Source organism: Roseinatronobacter sp. NSM (assembly GCF_052379845.1).
In the GTDB taxonomy this organism is placed as follows: Bacteria; Pseudomonadota; Alphaproteobacteria; order Rhodobacterales; family Rhodobacteraceae; genus Roseinatronobacter.
In genome coordinates this window covers 15068-36466 of record NZ_JBQTCF010000028.1, presented here as the reverse complement: position 1 = coordinate 36466, position 21399 = coordinate 15068, and the positions used below count along the sequence as shown (strand labels likewise).

The 21399-nt window shown below is 60.5% G+C and carries 14 protein-coding genes, 1 tRNA gene and 1 pseudogene; 7 read left to right on the top strand and 9 right to left on the bottom strand.

Annotation, left to right across the window (positions count from 1 at the left end):
- Positions 1–23 precede the first annotated feature (23 nt).
- Positions 24–2555: a spermidine synthase gene (locus tag ACTZWY_RS14765; protein WP_444791470.1), complete on the top strand. Its 2532-nt coding sequence runs from the start codon at positions 24–26 to the stop codon at positions 2553–2555.
- 467 nt (positions 2556–3022) lie between these two features.
- Here ACTZWY_RS14765 and ACTZWY_RS14760 read toward each other — a convergent pair.
- Positions 3023–4287: pseudogene (locus tag ACTZWY_RS14760) on the bottom strand (IS91 family transposase).
- 10 nt (positions 4288–4297) lie between these two features.
- The gene (locus tag ACTZWY_RS14755; protein ID WP_444791469.1) at positions 4298–5188 is read right to left on the bottom strand and encodes a tyrosine-type recombinase/integrase; all 891 of its coding nucleotides are present in this window, start codon (positions 5186–5188) and stop codon (positions 4298–4300) included.
- Positions 5189–5455: 267 nt separating this feature from the next.
- Here ACTZWY_RS14755 and ACTZWY_RS14750 point away from each other — a divergent pair, with 267 nt between their 5' ends.
- Positions 5456–6379, top strand: a complete 924-nt coding sequence (locus ACTZWY_RS14750; protein ID WP_444791468.1) for an HNH endonuclease — start codon at positions 5456–5458, stop codon at positions 6377–6379.
- A gap of 34 nt (positions 6380–6413) precedes the next feature.
- On the opposite strand, the gene ACTZWY_RS14745 is transcribed toward ACTZWY_RS14750, so the two are convergent.
- Complete coding sequence (locus ACTZWY_RS14745) at positions 6414–6584, bottom strand: ribbon-helix-helix protein, CopG family (protein ID WP_444791467.1); 171 nt, start codon at positions 6582–6584, stop codon at positions 6414–6416.
- 120 nt (positions 6585–6704) lie between these two features.
- Here ACTZWY_RS14745 and ACTZWY_RS14740 point away from each other — a divergent pair, with 120 nt between their 5' ends.
- The 5 genes from ACTZWY_RS14740 (at position 6705) to ACTZWY_RS14720 (ending at position 12171) form a co-directional block, all read left to right on the top strand.
- Positions 6705–7211 carry a hypothetical protein gene (locus ACTZWY_RS14740; protein WP_444791466.1) on the top strand — a complete coding sequence of 169 codons (507 nt, stop codon included), beginning with the start codon at positions 6705–6707 and terminating at the stop codon, positions 7209–7211.
- A gap of 181 nt (positions 7212–7392) precedes the next feature.
- Positions 7393–7830, top strand: coding sequence for a group I intron-associated PD-(D/E)XK endonuclease (locus ACTZWY_RS14735; protein ID WP_444791465.1), 438 nt, complete (start codon positions 7393–7395; stop codon positions 7828–7830).
- Between the two features lie 142 nt (positions 7831–7972).
- Positions 7973–10009 (top strand): AAA family ATPase, encoded by a 2037-nt coding sequence (locus tag ACTZWY_RS14730; protein ID WP_444791464.1) that lies wholly within the window; start codon positions 7973–7975, stop codon positions 10007–10009.
- 762 nt (positions 10010–10771) lie between these two features.
- Entirely contained in the window at positions 10772–11053 is a 282-nt protein-coding gene (locus tag ACTZWY_RS14725) for a helix-turn-helix transcriptional regulator (RefSeq protein WP_444791463.1), read from the top strand.
- Positions 11050–12171: a tyrosine-type recombinase/integrase gene (locus tag ACTZWY_RS14720; RefSeq protein ID WP_444791462.1), complete on the top strand. Its 1122-nt coding sequence runs from the start codon at positions 11050–11052 to the stop codon at positions 12169–12171. The genes ACTZWY_RS14725 and ACTZWY_RS14720 overlap by 4 nt, the downstream gene beginning before the upstream one ends.
- Before the next feature lie 116 nt (positions 12172–12287).
- Here the strand turns inward: ACTZWY_RS14720 and ACTZWY_RS14715 are convergent.
- The 6 genes from ACTZWY_RS14715 to ACTZWY_RS14690 all read right to left on the bottom strand — a co-directional run bounded on the left by ACTZWY_RS14715 (position 12288) and on the right by ACTZWY_RS14690 (position 21378).
- Positions 12288–12362 (bottom strand) — tRNA-Glu (locus tag ACTZWY_RS14715).
- An 85-nt stretch (positions 12363–12447) separates the two neighbouring features.
- The gene (recJ, locus tag ACTZWY_RS14710) at positions 12448–14214 is read right to left on the bottom strand and encodes a single-stranded-DNA-specific exonuclease RecJ (RefSeq protein WP_444791461.1); all 1767 of its coding nucleotides are present in this window, start codon (positions 14212–14214) and stop codon (positions 12448–12450) included.
- Positions 14207–14773 (bottom strand): cysteine hydrolase family protein, encoded by a 567-nt coding sequence (locus ACTZWY_RS14705; protein WP_444791460.1) that lies wholly within the window; start codon positions 14771–14773, stop codon positions 14207–14209. Before ACTZWY_RS14705 ends, recJ begins: the two co-directional genes overlap by 8 nt.
- Before the next feature lie 52 nt (positions 14774–14825).
- Positions 14826–15788 (bottom strand): class II fructose-bisphosphatase, encoded by a 963-nt coding sequence (gene glpX, locus ACTZWY_RS14700; protein WP_444791459.1) that lies wholly within the window; start codon positions 15786–15788, stop codon positions 14826–14828.
- Between the two features lie 116 nt (positions 15789–15904).
- The gene (locus ACTZWY_RS14695; RefSeq protein WP_444791458.1) at positions 15905–17191 is read right to left on the bottom strand and encodes a homoserine dehydrogenase; all 1287 of its coding nucleotides are present in this window, start codon (positions 17189–17191) and stop codon (positions 15905–15907) included.
- Positions 17192–17313: 122 nt separating this feature from the next.
- The gene (locus ACTZWY_RS14690; protein WP_444791457.1) at positions 17314–21378 is read right to left on the bottom strand and encodes a PAS domain S-box protein; all 4065 of its coding nucleotides are present in this window, start codon (positions 21376–21378) and stop codon (positions 17314–17316) included.
- Between the last annotated feature and the right edge of the window lie 21 nt (positions 21379–21399).

The window sequence follows — 21399 nt, the reverse complement described above, 5'->3', positions numbered from 1 at the left end:
ATGTTATAAGATAACGCACCCCTATGACAGAATTCACCACACCCGCCACCGCGCCCCGCCGCTTTGAAACGCCCATGCTTGGGGCGCTGTTCACCCTGTCGGGGGCGGCGGCGCTGATCTATCAGGTGCTGTGGGTGCGCGAGCTGGGGCTTTTGTTCGGGTCCACCGCGCAGGCCGCCGCGCTGACGATTGCGATCTTCTTTGCGGGTATCGCACTGGGGGGATGGCTGTTCGGGCGGCTGTCCGCACGACTGGCGCGGCCCTTGCGCGCCTTTGGGCTGGTCGAGATTGGCGTGGCCGCCACGGCGCTGGGGCATTTTCTGGTCGCGGATGCCTACTTCCGCCTTTACCCCACGCTTTACGCGCTGGTCGGCGGCAACCTGGTTCTGGAAACCGCGCTGAAGGCGCTGGTCGCGGCGACGATCCTTCTGCCCTCGGCCATTCTGATGGGCGGCACGCTGCCCTTGATGGGCCAGCATGTCATCCGGGCGCGCGACAGTCTGGGACGGATGGGGTCCGCGCTTTATGCGCTCAACACCGCAGGCGGGGCGATGGGGGCCTTGGCGGCGGGGTTCTTCCTGCCCATGTGGCTGGGGTTTTCCGGCGCCTATCTGCTGGCTGTGGGGTTTGATCTGTTCGTGGGCCTCTCAGCCATCCTGATTGCGCGCCGTGCCCTGCCGATGGTTGCAGACCCACGCCCCACGCGCGCCGCGATCCCTGCGCGGCTGTGGGTGATCGCCTTCGCCTCTGGCTTTGCCACCTTGGCGGTCGAGGTCATCTGGACGCGTGCCTTCGCGCAAGTGCTGCAAAACTCGGTCTATACCTATGCGCTGGTGCTGACCGTGTTTCTGGCTGCGCTGTCGCTGGGCGCGGCGCTGGCCAATGCGCTGAACCGGCTTGCGCTGCGGCCTGAAAGAGTGCTGACGGGCCTGCTGCTGGCCTCTTGCGTCGTGATCGCTGCGACGCCGCATCTGTTCCACCACCTGACGGGCGGGCTTGGATACCTTGGCGGGCGGGCCGATTTCACAGGCTATGTGCTGGAGGTCGGGCGCGTCGCGGCCCTGACCATGCTGATCCCCGGCACGATATTGGGCGCTGTGCTGCCCTATCTGCTGCGCCTGATGGAAGGGGGCGGCGCGCCGGGCGCAGTGCTGGGCCGCCTGATTGCAGTCAACACGACAGGCGCCATTTTCGGGGCGCTGGCGGGGGGGTTTGTGCTTCTGCCGCTGGTCGGCATGTGGAAAGGGCTGTGGCTGATGGGCGCGGTTTACGCGGCTCTGGTGCTGGCTTTGTGGCGGCCTTCGGACGGCTGGGGCGCGCGGATCACGCGCTTTGCGGCACTGGCGGGGGCGGTCGTGCTGCTGACGGGTGGGCCGGGGCTGGACTCCACCCGCCTGAACCGGGGCGAGACGCTGCTGGCCTTTCGCGAAGGCCCGTCCGCCCATGTCGCCACTGTGCAGCGTGGCGATGCGAAATTCATCCGCGTCAACAATTTCTATACGCTGGGCGGGTCGGGCGCGCTGGTGCCGGAACGCAACCAGACCATGATCCCGCTTCTGACCCATCCCGCCCCGCGCGAGATTTTCTTTCTTGGCATGGGCACAGGCATTTCTGCGGGTGCGGGGCTGTTTGCGAACCCCGACCGCGTGACGGTCTGCGAATTGCTGCCCGATGTGGTGGATTTCGCGCGAGACTGGTTCGGCCCGTATGTGAACGGGTTGTTCACCGACGCGCGCGTGACCATCCACCGCGAGGATGGCCGCCAATGCCTTGCCCGTTCCCCCGCCACCTATGACATGATCATCGCCGATCTGTTCACGCCGTGGCGCGCGGGTGTGGGCAATGTCTATACGGTGGAACATTACCGCCTTGCGGCCAGTCGCCTGAACGAGGGCGGGGCCTATGTGCAATGGATGCCGCTTTATCAGGTGTCGCGCCGCGAATTCGAGATCATCGCCAACACCATGGCGCAGGCTTTCCCCGAGCTGACGCTGTGGCGCGGTGACCTGTATCCTGAACGGTCCATTCTGGCGCTGGTGGGCCGCAATGACCCTGCACCGCTGGACCCTGCGCCCCTAGCGACCCAATGGCGCGTAATGACGGGCAGCGATGCGCCCGATGATGTGCTGACCGACCGCGCGCTGAAATTCTACGCGGGCAACGCCGCGTCCGGCCTGTTCGCGCACGCGCCCGTCAACACAGATGACCACCCCTTGATCGAGTATCTGGCCCCGCGCACGCATCGCGCCGTGATTGCAGGGGCTGCGCATTGGCTGACCGGAGATGGCCGCGACCGGCTTTATGCTGATCTGCTGGACGCGCTGCCCCCGGATAACGACCCGCATCTTGCGCGGCTGTCGGCTGCACAGCGCGCCTTGCCGCGTGCAGGCGCAATTTATGCGCAGTGGCGCGGGCTGCGCACCCGCAACGACCTTGGCGCGGGCGCTATCTGGCAGGATTTCACCGCCCTGACCCCGCCCCACGCCCGCAACCCCGACAGTCCTGCTGGACAGGTCGCAACCGGCGGCATGGCTTTCGGGGATGCCACAAACTGAGCGTGTGCGCCCAAAGCACTCTCCGGGCAGTTTGGGAGACTGGTCAAAGGTCACTGCAGAACCGGGCGCAATGAACGTCCGCAACCATCAGATTCTGCGTATGCTATGCCGCAAGATTACAGTCGGCTTCCCTGAAGGTTTTTCGATGTGGGCCGCGGCACGCCATTGGCGGCCATGAGCTGGCGGCCCACGTTGACAAACCTCGGAAGGAGGAAGCCGCGGGGGTCTTGGAACGACCTATGGAGAAAGTGCGCGGACGGTTGGGGCGACGGCTGTGTCAGGCGTTCGGCTGAAGGTTCGCATCACGTCTGAGCTGGTCACTGAAGCTGTCGAACATGCTGGTATCGCTTTGCATATTGCCGTGCTTGTCGTCGGTTTTGGCGCTGAGGAGCGATAAGCGCATATGGGCTGCGCCGGGTCCGCGTGATGCAGCCAGTCGCGTTCCGCGTCATCTGACAGGCGGTGTGTCATGCGGCCCGCTCCCGTGGTGGCGCGCGCGACATTGGTTTTTGCCCGCGGCGGAAGATCTCGATGATGCGCATGGGGCCGCCGCAACAGGGGCACGGTTCGCGCAGGGTGAGTGGGATGACCTCGGGCTCTGGGATGGCGGGCTGTTCGGGGCGCTGGACGCAGAGCACGGCGCGGATTGCGCTGATGTTGGCCTTGCGGGTCGCACTGGCCAGCGGGCCGTAGTGCCGGATGCGATGGAAGCCGTCGGGTAGCACATGGATCAGAAAGCGGCGGATGAACTCGGGCGTGGCCAGCCGCATGACCTTTTGGCGATCGCCGGATTTGATGCGGTAATCCTTCCAGCGGAAAGCGACGGTTTGGGCATCGGCGCTGACCAGGCGCGCATTCGAGATGGCGACGCGGTGGGTGTATCGGCTCAGGTAAGCCAGCACGGCCTCGGGCCCGCCGAAGGGCGGTTTGGCATAGACCACCCATTCGGATTTGCGGAACGGGGGCGAGCCAGTTAGCGAACGCCTTTGCTTCTGACAAATTCGAAAAATCGCCGAAGAAGGCCAGCTGGCCTGCGCGGTGCAAACCCATCAGCCCGTCCAGAAACAGGCGTCGAAACAGCCGCGACAGCACCCGCACATGCAAGAAGAACCCGGGGCGGCAGGAGACCCACTTGGTGCCGTCGGGCGATAGGCCGCCGCCGGGCACGATCATATGGATATGCGGATGGTGGGTCGTCACGCCAGAGGCGTGCTTTCAGCACGACGCCGATCCCCATGTGTGCAACACGCTGGTCATGCCGACTCGCGCGCCCATACGCTTGGGATCGGCTGCGATGGTCATGACCGTTTCCGCAGACGCCCGGAACAGCAGGCCATAGACCGCCTTCTTGTTCCAATAGGCGATCTGCGCGATTTCGGCCGGCATCGTGAAGACGACGTGGAAATATTCCACCGGCAGCAGATCCTCGGCGCGCGCCTCCATCCAGTCGCGCGCCGCTGGTCCCTGGCACTTGGGACAGTGCCTGTTCTTGCAGGAATTGTAGGCGATGTGATGGTGGCCACACTTTGCGCACCCGGCCACATGCCCGCCGAGCGCGTTCTTCGCTACAAACGATCCCCCAGATCGTTTGCTTTACGCTCAAACTCCGGCAGGCTTCGATCGCCGACATTACCTTCAACTGTGAGAGGCTGACATGCCCCGCATTGGCCCGCCGCCATGCAGGACCATGGGCGCGAAAGATGTCAGCGATCTCCAGAGATGGCCGGGGCATAGCCCGGGCGTCAAGGGGGTCCTTCTGTTCGGAGCACCCTGTCCTGCACAAGCTTCATCTGCTCGAAGGGGCTAACGGTGCTCTGGATCGTCTTGGTGGCGACATGGGCAGAACGCGCCGTGGTGCTGAGCTTGGCGTGACCCAGCAGCACCTGGATGATCCGCACATCAGTGTTGGCCTCCAGCAGATGCGTGGCGAAGCTGTGGCGCAGCGTGTGCAGGGTCGCGGGCTTTGTGATCCCCGCCATATCCTTGGCCGCCATGAAAGCGCGGTTCAATTGCCGGGGAGACAGAGGCGAGATCTTTGGCAAGCCTGGAAACAGCCATCCTTCGGGGCGGGACTCGCGCCAGTATTGCCGCAATATTTCGAGCAGGCTGGGCGATAGCATGGCTTGCCGGTCCTTACTGCCCTTGCCTTGGTCAACATGGATCAGCATGCGCTGGCTGTCGATATCGCGGACCTTGAGGTGGCAGAGCTCCGATGCTCGAAGCCCCGCCCCGTAACTGATGCCGAGGGCTGCCCGATACTTCAATCCTGGTCCGGGCACCGAGGCGAGAAGCTTCGCGACTTCCTCGACGCTCAGAACCACCGGCAACTTCCGTGGCTGACGATGGAACTGCATGTATCGCTTCATTTCCTCACGCCCGCAGGTGACGCTGAAAAAGAACCGCAGTGAAATTATCCGGACATTGAACGTGGATGCCGAAACCGCGTCCTTCGTCATCTGAAGCTGGTAGGCCCGCAAGTCATCCGGCGTGGCGGTATCTGGCGAACGCCCCAGAAAAGCAGCGAAATGCTTGATGCATCGGATGTGCCCTTTCTGCGTCTTCTCGCACAGCCCGCGAATATCCATGTCTTCGATCATCCGCTGGCGCAGCGGGGTGGTCTTCTCCTCCTTCATGGGAACCTCCTGTCTGACGGTGGGAAAGACCCCAATCGTCAGCCCAGAAGGGCCCGCCACAAAGAAAAACCGTGACATATGCGCCGACGTCGCGGTCAGGCACCAATGCCGCGAAGCGGCTTAGTCCTCCCGCCCACCGCGTTGTTGTGGAAGGCCATGTCGCTGCAGTGCAAGCGCTTCCCGCCCGCAGTCGCACCCCAAGTCACAGAGCCCCTCCAGCACCCACGCCCCCTTGCCAAACCCGCCAGAATTTCCTTCCATCACCCCATGGGAAAACTGGTTCTGCTGCACAAGGCTGACTCGATTTATGATGATGAACCCGATGTGGTTTATGATTTCCCCAAGGCTTATCTGAAGGCCACTCAAACTGCCGTTGGCGATTGGATCGTGTATTATGAGCCGGTCAAGGCAGGGCCGCGGGGGTATTTCGCGGTGGCCAAGATTGCCCGAGTGATCCCCAAACCCGGGGTTGAGGGGCGGTATCTTGCCCTGATTGAGCCGGGAAGCTTTCTGCCCTTTGATCGATCCGTGCCCCGGTTGCACAAGGGGCAAGCGGTGGAAAGCGCCTTGGCGGCCCCCGATGGATCGCTCAAACAGGGTGGTTTGGTGCAACGTGCCGTTCGGCGCCTGCCTGATGCCGATTTCGCCCGGATAGTCAATCTGGGACTGCCGCAGGATCTGGAACGGATCGAGGCCACCGCTTACGACCCCATCCCCGCCGGGATGGATGACCAAGCCACGACATTCGATCGCCCGGTGCTGGAACGCCTGACCCGTCGGCCGTATCGTAATGTGGCGTTTCGCCGACAGGTGCGTGTGGCCTATGATTACCGCTGTACCATGTCGGGGCTCCGCTTGCGTAACGGGGGCGGGCGGCCCGAGGTGCAGGCGGCCCATATCCGGCCGGTGGAAAGCTCGGGCAGTGACTCGGTCCGCAATGGGCTGGCCCTGTCTGGAACCCTGCATTGGATGTTTGACCGCGGCTTGGTTTCCGTTGCCGATGATTGCGAGACGGTTCTTGTCTCCCGCAACAAGGTGCCAAGCGATGTGATTGACCGGTTGCTGCATCCGAGTGGCAGGTTGCTGAAACCGGCGGATCATCGGCACCATCCGCACCCTGAAAATCTGCGATGGCATCGGGAACAGGTGTTCGGGCAAGTCGTGGAAGAAGGGCCGTTGCCCTGGGGGTAAAGGTTTTCCCGGACGGACTTGTCAATCTCCCTGCTTAAATTTCGGATTTCCCTTTATTTTCAAGCCAATCCTGCAAAATTCGTCGGATCATCTCCGGCCGTGTCGGGATGTCATCCTCAAGCCGGCGCACATCGTCGATCTGGGCGATAATCTCGCGTGGAAGTCTTACCGTCAGTGCTTCTGTGTCTTTTTTTGGGGGAGCCATTGATTTTTCCGCATTACAATGTTGACATCATAATGCGATGATCCCACATTGAGCGAGTGAAGGCAAGAGATCCTACCCTCTTGCCCCACTCTAACCACACGGACCTGTAAGGAGGCCCTTATGGCTGATGCCACTGATAACACGCCGTCGCGTGACCCGAAAGACTCCCCCGCGAGCACAATCGTGCATGCGTTCCCCGCGTTTCTCCGGCTGTTCCGGGCTGCGATTGATGCCGAGATGCTGATCGATCACAGCGATGTCGATCCGATGTCGCAGCATTTCGCCAGCGACTTGCGCCGTGCAGAAAACCTGCGGGAGCGGCTGATTGAAGGCTGCTTTGATATCCTCGAACACATTCCGGAAATCCCTGCAGACAAAGGCCTGATGCGCCTGGCTTTCCTCCTGAAAACCCTTTTTGACACCACAGATGATGATGACAAACGGCATGTGTTTGCCCGCGTCCGGGATCATCAGGATATCTTTCTCACCGATCCCTCGAAGCACCGCATTTTCCGGATGCAGACGGAATTTTTCTCCGTCTTTTCAGACATGGCAGAGCTGAGGGAATTCGGCGGGCCGGGGCATGAGCCTCCCATGCTTGATCCGGCGATGCCGATCCCGGCCTGATCCGGTGCAGTCCAATTGACGGGGCCCGTCATGCGCCCCGTCCATCCCTCCATCAAACATGGAAAGGCCGCCTATGGCCCAGCAACTCTATTTCCCCGGGCTTTGTCCGCCCGAGCCCGCCCCTGAAGCTTTTGAAGCCCGTGAAGCCTTGAGGGACTATCCCAAAATCGGCGGCAACGTGATGGCACGCTTTGCAAAACAGCTTGGAACTGCTGGCGAATTGCTGTTCGACAGCACCATGATGCGGCTGGGCGAACGCACGATCCCGTGCAGCGAACACGAGCCGTTTGATCGCATCCTCTGGCTGCCTGACGCTTTGGTGCGGGTTCAGATCAAGACGCGTCACGCGATCAGTGACGGGCAATATGTGTTCAATATCAAAAAGGGCTATCAGCGTGGGCCGACCGGCACCAAGCCTTATGACCCCGCCGATTTTGACCTGCTTGCCCTTGTGATCCTGCCCGAAAACGCGATCAAGTTCACCGCAGATTGGCGCAACACTCATCGGGTTGCGCTGTCCGAGATAGCCCGCTTGCGGGCCTCTCCCGGCGCCAGTTTGCGGCTTGCCCTGTCGGATCTTGGCTTGTCCGGAACCTTCGCCACGCCAGCGGCGATCTGATCCAGCCCACCCTTAAAACACCAGCAAAACCTGCCCCATCGGGGACAGGACAACCCCTTTTTGCCCAATGAAAGGCCACCCCATGCCCAAACAGACCACCCCATGCCCAAACAGACCACCCCATGCCCAAACAGACCACCCCATGCCCAAACAGACCACCCCTGAACTTCCCGGAATGACCCTTGCAAAACGCTGCTTGCAGCCGCTGGAGCGCGACATCGATGACATCTTTGCGGATGTTCTCAACGGTTGCGACCCTGAAGATCCGGACACCGGAAACACCGGCAAACCCTCACCCGATCAGGCGCTCAATGCGCTTTTGATCCTGCGTCTGATGCACGCCCACGCCAGCATCGGCCAGCCGGCGATGCTGCCGCCCAAAGGGGCGCTGACCCTCATCGCGGCGGAGCGGTCGGAAGACCGCAAGCGGCTGGCTGTGTTGATCAAGGAGCTGAACGTCGAGTTGCTGACCGCATCTGCGGATATCCGGCATCGGCTGAATGATCTGGAAATTCACACCCATCCGAAACTCGGCGCATCACCCCTCGAATTGCGCCGCGTGGCTGAGGGCGTCGAGGACGGTATCATGCGTGGACGGGCGGTGATTTACATTGTCGATCGCATGTCCGGAGTGTCTGCGTCCATGTCCTCTGTCGCAACGGCACAGCTGACGCTGCCATATGCCACGCCGGAAATGCTTTCTGCGATCTTGCGTGAAATCCACAAGGGAAAACGCCGGACAAAGCTGCCCGCAGGCGTCGACATCAGCAGCATGTCCGAATTGCGCCTTGCCCGCGCTTTCGCAGCCGACAGCATGGCTGCGGCCATGGATGCCCTCCATGAATTTGGCCTTCCTGACAAAACCAAACCCGGGATCACCCTCGACAAAGTTCACGGGCAGCCCGTTGCGAAAGCGGCATTCCAGCAGCTTCTGGATGATCTGAATGACTGGCGCAAAGGCAGTCTGGATTGGTCAGAAGTGACCTCATCCTTCATCTTTCACGGCCCGCCCGGCACCGGAAAAACGATGCTGGCCGAAGCCCTTTCGGGTTCTGCCGGGGTGAGCTTCATTCGGACAAGCTACTCAGACTGTCAGCGGCATGGCCATCAAGGCGATATGCTGCGTGTCCTGACCGAGACCGTCGAAAAAGCGATCACGAATGCCCCCGCGATCCTGTTTATTGACGAGATCGACAGTTTCTACAGCCGGACTGGGGACACGCGTTTCTCAGGCTACATGACGGGGGTGGTCAATGGCTTGCTGACCCTGCTTGATCGCTTGAACAGCACGCCGGGCGTGATTGTCATTGGTGCCACGAACCATCTGTCGATGATCGATCCGGCGATCATCCGGCCGGGTCGGTTTGACTGCCATATCCGCGTCGATCCGCTGGATCGAAGCGGCGTGATGGCGATGATCGCCGCACAGATTCCGGACATTTTGAACGATGATGAGGCGCAAATGCTGGCGGATCAGCTGATCGGGCAAACCGGTGCGACGGTCGCCGCGATGCTGCGGGATGCCCGGACAATGGCCCGCCGCGACCGCATCCCCATGACTGCCGGGCACATCTTCGCCGCAGCTGAAGCCGTGGCGCCGGTGCCCGATCCTGACTTGCTGCGCAGGGTGGCCTTGCACGAAGCGGGGCATCTTTTGATGGGCCATTTGTCCGGGTTTTCCACGCCGAAACGGGCCGCGATCCGGGGCCGTAGTGGCGAGATTCTGCGGGAAATGCCCGATGTGCTGACACCCACGCTTGCGAACGGGATGCTCAAGATCTACCTCGCGGGCCGGGTGACAGAAGCCATGTTTTTCGAGGAAATCTCGTCCGGTGCGGGCGGCACCGGCCGGGCGAGCGATCTGGCATTGGCCACCGCGATGGCACTGCAGATCGAGCTGAATTTCGGCTTTGCGGATCGGCTGACATGGCACGATCCGACAATTCCGCCGAACCTGCACTCGCATGAAATCCGGATTGCTGTCGAGAAACGGCTGCAAGCGTCCGCCTCCGCAGTGCGGGCGGCACTGGCACCGCATGTGCGGGATTTGGAGCGGATCGCCGAAGCCCTCATGGACGAACGCGAACTCGACCGCAACCGCCTGTCCGAACTGCTTTCGGCGGTTAAAATCCCGGAAAACCCGGACAAGACAGACCACCCCACGTTGCTGGGAGGGTGACCCTGAGGAGCACTCCGGACAATCCTGAAAAGAGAAGGAAAACCCTTCATGAAATAAGGCCGAAGGCGATCCGATGCCCTCGGCCCAAAAGGACCAAACCCACAAAACCAAACCCCAAAAAAACCAAAAAAATCAAACGAACGATCTCGAACATGCGCCGTCAGGCGCCCCCGCTGCCCGCCGTCAGGCGTAACGGCAGCGGGGCAAATAGGGAAAACCCAAAAACAGGGAAATCCCGAAAACCCTTGGCTCATCCCAAAATAAAAGGGCCGCTGGCACTCATCACGCGAAGCGCTAAAAGAACCAAAAAAACCAAACACGCCCCCCCGAAGCGAAATGCGCTCGGGGTCAATAATAAGGAGCAACGATACACAACCAAGTCGGCCCAAAAAGGAAAAAGGGATACCCAAGGGGGGTGGAAAGTAGAAACGGCAAGGCCCAACTGGAAAACCTTGAATTCAGAGACAATCAAGAAAAGACAGGAAAATCAAAATCTTACAATTGGTAATTGCCGTGGGATGACATATTTTTTATCACAAAAACAATGGGTTATCCACATATTCCGAATTGTCATCGGTCGTTTTCGAATGAAACGACACCTTGGTTCAACTATATGAAACCCATAACCCAGCCGCCTCATAAAGCTGGATAGCAGTTAAATCCCAAAGCCTGTGATCGGGCGAATTCGAAAGGAACGCGTATGCGCGAATGGTGGAACTTTGCCGAACGCCTGCTCGCCTCGAAAAACAGGGGGTACAGGTGATGTCACACTTGCCCGATCCCGATGCATTGCCGCCCCGCAAGCGGCGGCCGCTTGATCCGCCGACCGTGCGGCTTTTGTCCCGTGCAGAGGCGGCGGCCTATACTGGCGTGTCCGTATCGACCTTTGATTTGCTGGTGGGCGAACGTTTCATGCCAGCGCCGCATCGGCTGCGGGGCAGGGTGTTGTGGGATGTGCGGGCGCTGGATCGTGCGATTGATGCCCTGCCCGAAGATGAGGAGCCTGCCGCAGTCAATCCTTGGGATGACCCAAGTCCGCAATGAAGATCACGGTCAAATATGTGGTCGAGGATCGCGACCGGCATGGCAACCTGCGGCTATATTACCGCAAGGCGGGCCAGCCGAAAGTGCGCCTGCGTGGGCCGATGGGTTCGCCTGAGTTCTGGCAGGATTACCAAGCTGCCGTGAAGAACCCGAAGCCAAAGGTAAAACCCAAAAACCCCACTGGGCTGGATCGGGCGAGCATGCGGTGGCTGATTTCGGATTACTACGCATCGGCGGATTTTCAGCGGCTCGACGAGTCGACACAAAAGACCCGCCGCAACGTGCTCGAACGGTTCTGCCTGAACCAGAATGATGGCGACAAACCCTATGCCTTGATCTTGCCGCGTCACATTCGGGCCCGCCGCGATGCCATGGTCGAGACGCCGTCGGCGGCGAATACATTGCTCAAAGCCCTGCGGGTCGTGTTCAAACATGCCCTGCGCAACGATCTTGTCACCTCGAACCCCGCAGCCGTGGTTGAAATGTTCCCAAGCAACAGCGAGGGGTACCACAGCTGGACTCTCGCCGAGGTGGAACAATACGAGGCGTACCATCCGATCGGCACGACAGCGCGGCTGGCGCTTGCACTTGCGCTTTTTACGGGCCAGCGGCGCAGTGACCTTGCCCGGCTTGGGCCGCCCCACCTGCGGGATGATTGGCTGATCTTCACCCAGTATAAAAACCGAAACCGTAATCCGGTACGGCTTGAAATCCCACTTGTCCCGGCCTTGACCGAGATCATCGAGGCGTCAACGATTGGCGACAAGACATTCCTGATCACCGAATTTGGAAAGCCGTTCACCATTGCCGGGTTTGGCGGCAAGGTCCGCGATTGGTGCGATGCGGCCGGTTTGTTCCACTGTTCGATCCATGGGGTGCGCAAAGCCGCCGCCGCACGTCTGGCTGAGCTTGGCTGCAGCGAGTTCGAAATCATGTCGATCACCGGTCACAAGAACAGCAAAGAGGTGATGACCTACACGCGGGCCGCCCGTCAAAAGGTCAGTGCGCAAGCCGCGTTGCAGAAAATGCAGGCCGACCAAGCCGGGAAAAGCCAGAGAACCCAAAAGTCAGGAGGCGGGCCAACGTCACCCTTGGATGACGATCAGGGCAATGGGTGAACAGGATGTGCTATCAACACTGGCTGCGCAAACTGTCCCACTTTTTCCAGCCGCCCCGAAAGGTGGGACAATCCTGACCCCTAAGGGTTTGATATTGCAATACTTTCCGGAAAAGGTGGCAGCCCGTAGGGGAATCGAACCCCTCTTTCCAGGTTGAAAACCTGGCGTCCTAACCGATAGACGAACGGGCCACTGGGTGGTGAGGCGCTGTTTAGGCAAAGCGCGCGGGTAGCGCAAGGGGTTTTCTTGCAGTTTGCCTCATGAAATGGTCATTTTTTATTCAAGCCCTGCGCCGGGTGCGGCAGCGTCTTCCAGGCGCAGTTGCGGGGTCTGGCGCCCACCCCAGGTGTTGATCTCAATCTGGCCCGCAAGGTGCACTCTGCGCCCCTGTAATGCCGTCAAAAACGACCCCAACCCCGTTTCAAATGCACGAAAGGCAACGGCTTCCAAGGTTGGCCCCTGATCCGCACCAAAACGCAGCCGCAAATGTGATTCGCCCATAGACCGCGTTGACCGAATCGCCACATCCGCAAACGCAAAACGCGGTGCGCGCATGCTCGCCCCGAACGGGCCTGCGCACTCTAGCTGGTCAATCAATTCCGGGGTCACGGCACCCGGCATAAGCATTCCATCCAGCTTGAGACCGGATACTGGCCTGTCGGCGGCCCCCTGCCGCGCCAGCAATTCGTCCAACCGGGCCATGGCGGTGTCAAGCTGGGCGCGCGCGACTGTCAGGCCTGCGGCCATTTTATGCCCGCCGCCTTTCAATAGCAGCCCCTCATGCGCCAGCCGCTGGATTGCCGCGCCCAAATCAATGCCCGGCACGGACCGACCGGACCCTTTGCCAATGTCGCCATCCAACGCAATGACAACTGCGGGGCGGTCAGTTGCTTCTTTCAGGCGCGCGGCGGCAATGCCAATAACGCCGGGGTGCCAGCCTTCCTGGGCGGCCCAGACCAACGCGCCGTCCAACCCGCGCGCTTCCGCTTGGGCCAATGCACCTGCACGCACATATGCCTCAATCTCGCGCCTTTCGGCGTTCAGGGTTTCCAGCTTTTCAGCCAGCGCGCTGGCTTCATGCGGGTCATCCGTGGCCAGAAGCCGTGCGCCAAGATCAGCCGCCCCGATCCGCCCGCCCGCATTGACGCGCGGCCCCAGAACAAACCCCAGATGATGGGCCCTGGGGGCTGTGTCCAGCCGCGCAATATCAGCCAAGGCACGCAGCCCGACGCGCTTGCGGTCTGCCATGACACGCAACCCCTGCCGCACAAAAGCGCGGTTTACGCCAATCAGGGGGGCAACATCGGCCACAGTGGCCAAGGCGACCAGATCAAGCATCGACATCAGGTCCGGTCCGGTCTTGCCGACTGCGCGAAGCTGTCTGTTGCCTTCAACCAGCATCAAGAACACCACGGCCGCCGCGCAAAGATGGCCCAGATCGCCAGTTTCATCCTGCCGGTTGGGGTTTACGACAGCCAGCGCATCGGGCAGGGTTTCCCCCCCCAGATGATGGTCAAGAACAATGACATCCGCCGCTTTCGCCGCTGCAATCGGGCCATGGCTCAGGGTGCCGCAATCGACGCAAATAATCAACTCATGCGTCGCGGCCAGTTCGGCCATCGCGGCATCATTGGGCCCATAGCCCTCGTCAATGCGGTCGGGAATATACAATGTCGCGCGCAGGCCCATCTCGCGCAACCAGCAGATCAGCAGCGCTGCAGACGCCCCGCCATCCACATCATAATCCGCAAAAATCGCAATACGCTCGCGCTGTGCAACGGCCTGCAGGAAACGCGCAGCGGCAGTTTCCATATCCAGCAGGCTGCGCGGATCAGGCAACTGGTCGCGCAGCGTCGGCGAAAGGTAGGCTTCCGCCTGATCCGGCATGACCCCCGCGCGCGCAAGAACTGCACAAACCGCACGCGGCAAGGCGCTGGCCTGCGCTATCGTCTCGGCCAGCCGGTCGCACGCGGCATCAGGGCCGACCCAGCGCCGCCCGGTGGCAGAACACCCAACACCCAGAAATGCAGCCCTGTCAGACATCGCAGATTATCGCGCTTGTGGACCGGGCTGTTACGAATTCACCGTGCAAATGCGAAACCGCCATGTCATGAACCTGCTGCGGCGACAGGCGCGGCGCATCAGGGCACCAACTGGTGTCTGCTGTGCTGTCAAACGCTGCGCAGGCATCATGGGCCAAAGTTACCTCAAACCCCAAATTGGCAGCCATCCTGCATGTGGTGGACACACAATGCGGGGTGGTCAGGCCCGCTACAACCAGCGCGGCCGTGTCGTGACGGTGCAACCAGTCCTGCAAACCCGTCCCGATGAAGGCCGAATTGACATGCTTTTCAAAAACCGCCTCGCCTTTGCGCGGCGCAAGCTCCGCAATCCAGTCCGCCCCCGCCCCTGCCAGCGGGCTTGCTGCCTGCAAACTTTCGTGACGCACATGACTCACCAGCCCCCCCGCGTCCCGCCAGCCCGCAAGCAAACGGGCAGCATTGCCTTCGGCATCAGGGTTGTTGCGCGCCCCCCATACGGGTTCCGAAAACCCTTTCTGGAAATCGATCAACACCAAGACCGCGTTCTGTGCCAGTTTCATCTTGCGCAAAATACTCCGGGGGTGTGGGGGCAGCGCCCCCGCTTTTCCTCGCTCAGATCGGGGTGCGATAGCTCATGCGCCGCACTGATCCGGTTTTTGACCGCATCAACAACGTATCCGTGGTCACCCAACCCGGCTCGGTGCGGATTCCCTTGACGATTGACCCGTCAGTGACGCCGGTTGCAGCAAAAATCACGTCGCCGGTCACCATTTCGTCGCGGGTATAAACCTTGTCCAGATCCGTTATTCCCGCGCGGCGGGCGCGTGCGATTTCGTCGTCATTGCGAAACAGCAGCCTACCATAGATCTGACCGCCCATGCATTTCAGCGCAGCCGCCGCCAGCACCCCTTCGGGGGCGCCACCAGACCCCATATACATGTCGATCCCGGTGATATCGGGTTCCGCACAATGGATCACACCGGCCACATCACCGTCCATGATCAACCGGATGGCGGCCCCGGTGGACCGCAGGTCGGCAATCATGTCTTCATGGCGGGGGCGTTCGAGCACACAGACGGAAATATCGGACGGGGCGCAGCCTTTGGCCTTGGCCAGGGCGCGCACACGTTCTGACGGGGACATGTCCATGGTCACAGTGCCCGGCGCGTAGCCCGGACCAATGGCCAGTTTGTCCATATACACATCGGGGGCATGAAGCATTGTGCCACGCGGGGCCATGGCGATGACTGTCAGCGCATTGGGAAAATCCTTGGCTGTCAGGGTTGTGCCTTCCAGCGGGTCAAGGGCAATATCCACTTGGGGGCCGTTGCCGTTGCCCACTTCCTCGCCGATATACAGCATGGGCGCTTCGTCACGTTCCCCTTCGCCAATAACGACGCGACCTGCGATATCAAGCATGTTCAACTGTGTGCGCATCGCGTCCACTGCGGCCTGATCGGCGGCTTTCTCATCCCCGCGCCCCACCAGCTTGGCCGAGGCCAGCGCGGCTGCTTCCGACACGCGGGCCAGCCCCAACGAGAGCATGCGATCATGAAATTCAGGGGTCGTCGTCATTGCAAGGTTCCTTTGACAAATGCGCTTTGGCGCTATCTAGACCCCGCCAGACACATGACACAAGCCTTGACTGGGGTGGTTGCGCGAACTGTGCTGCAGAAAGCTGCGAAAACGAGTCAATCTTCCTCAATCGCCATGGCAACCGGCTCTCCGACAAGGACACCGGTTCTGGCGGCCAGGGCGCAGGCATGGTCAATGGCATCGCGCGTGGTTTTATGCGTGATGATCACGACAGGCGCGCGCGTATCCTGATGGCCGTATTGGCGCATGCGGTTGATGGACACGCCCGCATTGCCCAGCGCTTCGGCCACTTTTGCCAGCGCGCCGGGCTTGTCCAGAAGCGACATGCGCAGATACCATGGTTTCGCCGCTGTGGCCTTGGCCGATACGGCGGTCTGCAAGCTGGATGCGGGCTGGCCAAAGACCGGCAGGCGCAGCCCGCGCGCAATATCGACCACATCCCCGATCACGGCACTTGCGGTCGGCCCTTCGCCTGCACCGGGACCACGCAAGATGACCTGCTCGATGGCGTCCCCTTCGATGACAATCATGTTCGTGCCGCCCTTCAACTGCCCCAGCGGGCTGTCAGCGGGCACCAGACAGGGCGACATGGACTGTTCCAGCCCACGGCCCGTCACACGCGCCACCCCCAACAGTTTGATGCGCAGGCCCAGATCGGCGGCGGCGCGAATATCCTCGATCGAGATACGCTCGATCCCTGATGTCTGGATGGCGTCGAAATCCGGTTTCACCCCGAACGCAATGGCAGAAAGCAGCGTCAGTTTATGCGCGGCGTCAATACCGCCCACATCCAGCGTTGGGTCGGCTTCCAGATAGCCAAGCTGGTTTGCTTCCTCGAACACCGTTTCATAAGGCAGGCCCGCGTCTTCCATGCGGGTCAGAATGTAATTGCAGGTGCCGTTCATCACACCTTTGACGCGGGTAATGCGGTTTCCTGCCAACCCTTCGCTTAGGGCCTTTATGACAGGAATACCCCCTGCCACCGCCGCTTCGAACCGCAGCGCGACACCGGCCGCTTCGGCGCGTTCCGCCAGCTCCTGCCCGTGCAGGGCCAGCATGGCCTTGTTTGCGGTCACAACGTCCTTGCCGGCGTCAATGGCCGCTTCGGTCAGGGCCTTGGCGGGGCCGTTTTCCCCGCCCATAAGTTCGACCACGACATCCACATCATCGCGGCGCGCAAGGGCTACGGGGTCATCTTCCCACTCATAGGCCGAAATATCGACGCCGCGATTGCGGGTGCGCGACTTGGCGCTGACTGCGGAAATTACAACCTTGCGGCCTGTGCGCAGCGTCAGCAGATCGGCATTCGTCTGGATAATCCGAACAAGCCCGACCCCGACAGTGCCAAGCCCTGCAATTCCAAGTCGCAATGGGGGTGTCATATGCAGTGCTCCGGGCTGTGGATGAAAACCGAAATCCTGTTAGCGCCTTGCGCCCTATCTTGCAATGCGGCACGGGGGATTTTGCGCAGATCACGCCTTAACGGCACTTCGCAGACACTCGTTCAGCGCGGCGCCCCACCTTCCCGTAACAGGGCCAAGCCCAACGCGTTGGTCAGTTCCGCACTTTTGTAGGGTTTGCCAAGCACGGCCACAAACCCCTTGTCTTCATAGGTTCTGATCTGGTCTTGCATAATATTGGCCGTTGCCGCGATAACGCGGGGCGGTTCAACACCGTTTTGGGCAGCACGCGCGCGCAGGCAGTTCAGCGCTTCAAAACCGTCCATGACGGGCATGGAAATATCCAGCAGCACAATGTCGTATGTCCCCGGATGCCAGCGATTGCACGCTTCCTGTCCGTTTTCGGTGAAATCCGCCTGAACACCAATCTTGTGCAGCATGGACTTCAGGATTGTCGCATTGGTCTTGTTATCCTCGGCGACCAGCACGCGCAAACCGGGGGGCAAGGCAGGTGCGGCGCGTGTTTCGCGCGCGGGGGATGTGACACTGTCGCTGGCCAATGGCAGGGGCAATCGCAGATCGATGCGTGTTCCCTGTCCGGGGGTGCTGTCAATATCTATGTGCCCATCCATGATTTTGACCAGTTTGCGCACAATCGACAGCCCCAGCCCCGACCCCCCGAAGCGGCGGGTTACCGAATTATCGGCCTGTTCGAATTCGTCAAAGACCCGCGCAAGCTGGTCTTGCGTCATGCCGATGCCTGTATCGGTAATTGAAAATGCCACGTCCTTGTCAGTGACGGCCTGCGCAGCCAGTGTTATGGCCCCGCTTTCTGTAAACTTGACCGCATTGCCCAGAATATTGCCCAGAATCTGCGCAAGGCGATGCGCGTCCCCGATGCGGGCCATGTCCAGCCCCGGCCCAAGGTCCAGTTGCAGTTTCAGGCCCTTGGCATGGGCATTAACACCATGCAGGGATTGCATGCGGTGCAACAGTTTTTCGGGCAGAAACGGCACGGGATCAAGCGCCAGCTTGCCAACCTCTATGCGGGCAAGGTCCAGAATGTCGTTCAGAATAGTCAGCAATGCATCGCCAGATGTGCGGATCGTATCCAGCATATGGGCCTGTTGGGGGGACAGCGACGTGTCTGCCAGCAACTCGGCCATGCCCAGAATACCGTTCATGGGGGTGCGTATTTCATGGCTCATATTCGCAAGGAATGCCGATTTCGCGCGGTTTGCAGCTTCTGCCGTTTCACGCGCATTATGCAATTCGGTGACGTCGGTATGCAAGCTGACATGCCCGCCATCGCGTGTTGGCATGTCACAAACACGCAAAATCCGCCCCGATGTCAGCCGCTGTTCAAAGACCCTTTGCACAGTCAGATCACGGCAACTGCGGCTGCGCAACCACTCCTCCTTGCAGTCTGCGGCGTCAGCAATTTCACCCGCCTCAAGGGAGATGCGCAAAAGGTCCTGAAACCGCGCGCCTTCGACCATGGCATGCGCCGTCAAAGGGTAGATCTCACGGTAATGCGAATTGGCCAGAACCAGCCTGTCCTGGGCATCGAACAGAACAAACCCGTCCTGAAGGGCTTCTACGGCGGAATACAGCTGCGCGCGGGCAGCCAAGGCCGCCTGCCCTGCCGCATGGGCCTGTCGTTGCGCAGCGATCAGCGGGGTGATGTCAGAGCCCACACCGCGATACCCCTGAAATACGCCCTTGCTGTCATAATATGGCACACCGCTTGCACGCAGCCACACGATTTCCCCGGTTTTCTTGCGTATCCAATAGACAAAATTGCTAAACGGTTTCTGGGCGTCCATCGTCGCTGTCAATTCGGCAATGTCGGATTGCAGTTCAGGATCACGATTTTGCGCATTCAGTTCTGTGCGTGTTTTGCCAATATGGCTGGGCGCTTCGCCCACTGTCCTTTCATAGCCGCCCGAAACATAGGTGAAGCGCTGCTCTGCGTCCTGTTCCCAAAACCAGTCCGAACTGCTTTCGGTGATGTCGATCAGGCGTTTCTCGGCCATGTCGCGGGCATTCAACGCCGTTTCCAGCGCATCGCGGGCGGCCAGAATGGCCTGTTCATGTTCCACTTCTGCGGTGACATCCAGTGCAATACCCGACATCAGCAAGGCGCGCCCGTGGGGGGATTTGTGCACGACATTTCCGCGCAGGTGAACCCACACCCAATGCCCGTTGCGGTGTTGCAGCCGCAATTTCTTGTCCAGCTTGTCCGTAAGCCCTGCCAGAATCAGGTTGAAATTCTGGTCCACCGCAGCGCGGTCATCAGGGTGCATAAGCGCGCCGAACTGCGTGACCCCCAGAACATTGCCGTCAATCTCCCGCCCGAGCATTTCGCCCCAGACCGCATTAACAAGGGTTTCGCGAGTCTTCAGGTTCCATTCCCATGTGCCGACACGCGCGCCTTCGATCACTTGTTCCAGACGCCGCTGGGCGTTGCGCAGTTCCGTTACGTCCATACGCAACGCCACGCGCCCCCCGTCCGAGGTGGTCTTTTCGTGAACCCGCATCCAGCGCCCGTCAGACATTTGCTGTTCGGCTTCAAACACGGGTTGACGCCGGTCCGACAGACGCGCCACAATCCATGCCTCGGGGTTGTCGACAGGGGCCATATAGTCGCCATGTTCCAGACTCTGGCGCAAAAGCTGCTCGAATGTCATGCCCGGTTGCATCAACTTTCCTGATGCCGGGAAATGATTGCGGTAGGGTTGGTTGCACAGCACAAGCCTGTCTTCGGCATCATAGATTGCGAACCCGTCCACCATGGCCGCGACAGCGGCAGTCAGGCGCTGCCTGGCATGCTCGGCTTCTTGTTTGCGCTGTTCTATCTCGGCCTCATGGGCGCGCCGGTCCGTCTGATCATGGACAAAATGCCAGATCGCCGGACGCTCTGCGGTGTCGGTGGCCAGAACGCCGCTAAGCTTGACATGGGCCACCGACCCGTCCGCCCTGAAATACTGTTGGTCGATAGGTCCATAGCGGCCAGTCTGGGTGACCATCTGAAGTTGCTTGAACGCGTCATGCATGGCGTCCGGGGTGGTGATCTGGGACATGTTCAGTTTCTGGAACACCGCGCGGTCATAGCCGGAATCGCGCAAGAAGGCCGGGTTGGCATCCAGAAACGCGCCTGTATGCAGATCGCTTTGCGCAATTCCAATGGGGGCGGAGTCGAAAATCTGCTGAAGCTGCTTTATCCGTGTTTCTTCGCGGCGCGCGGTATCATGTTTGCGGGTGATATCGCGGATGATGAACACATACCCGCCAGCGGTGTTGTGCCATTGTGCGGCGCGGGCCTCAAACCACCTGTCCTGTCCCTGGAAGTGGATTGAATAGCGCCGTGGCGCTACGGTCTTGCCTGTATCAACTTCACGCATCAGGTCACTGGCCAACCCGGCCACGTCGGGCGGAAGGGTATCCACCAAAGACCTGCCCAGAAGCTTTTCGGGGGGCATGATTTCGATATGGTCGGCGGATGGGTGAACCGCGCGAATAACACCGTGGCGGTCCACTTCCACAATAAGGTCGGGCATTGCGGCCAGCGTTGCGGCCAATTGGTCGCGGCTTTCGCGCAGGGCCTGCTCGGCCTTCAGCCGCAGGTTCAACCCGCCGATACCATTCGCAACGGACCGCAACAGGGACATGTCATCTTCGCTGAAATCGCGCGGGCCACGAACAGTATCATAGCCCACAAAACCGACAGGCAGGCCGTTTTCCACAACCGGAACAACCAGCAGCGACACGATTCCTTGCATCTGCAATGTTTCGCGTTCGCTGATGCGCGTATCGGGCAAATCGTCCACGCGCGCGATATAGACGGATTCATCGCGCAGGAAACGGGTATACCACGGCATCACGACGTCATGCGCCAGCCCCTGAAGTTCGTCCTTCATGGGGTCTATTCCGGGCGCGACCCATTCATGGGTGTAATCCCAATATGTGCCATCGCGCCGCCAGAACAGATAGGTTCTGTCCAGTCCGGCCGCGTCCCCCAATTCGGCAAGTGCCGCGTCTATTGTTTCATCCGCGCGTGCTGTGTTGACCCGGGCAAGCTTGTTGAGCAGATCAATCGCGCGCCGTTCCAGACTGCACGCCTTGGGGGCTGCGCCGATAGAAACAGGTGTCCCGTCATTGTTGTTCATATGCGATTGTTGCTGTCCACA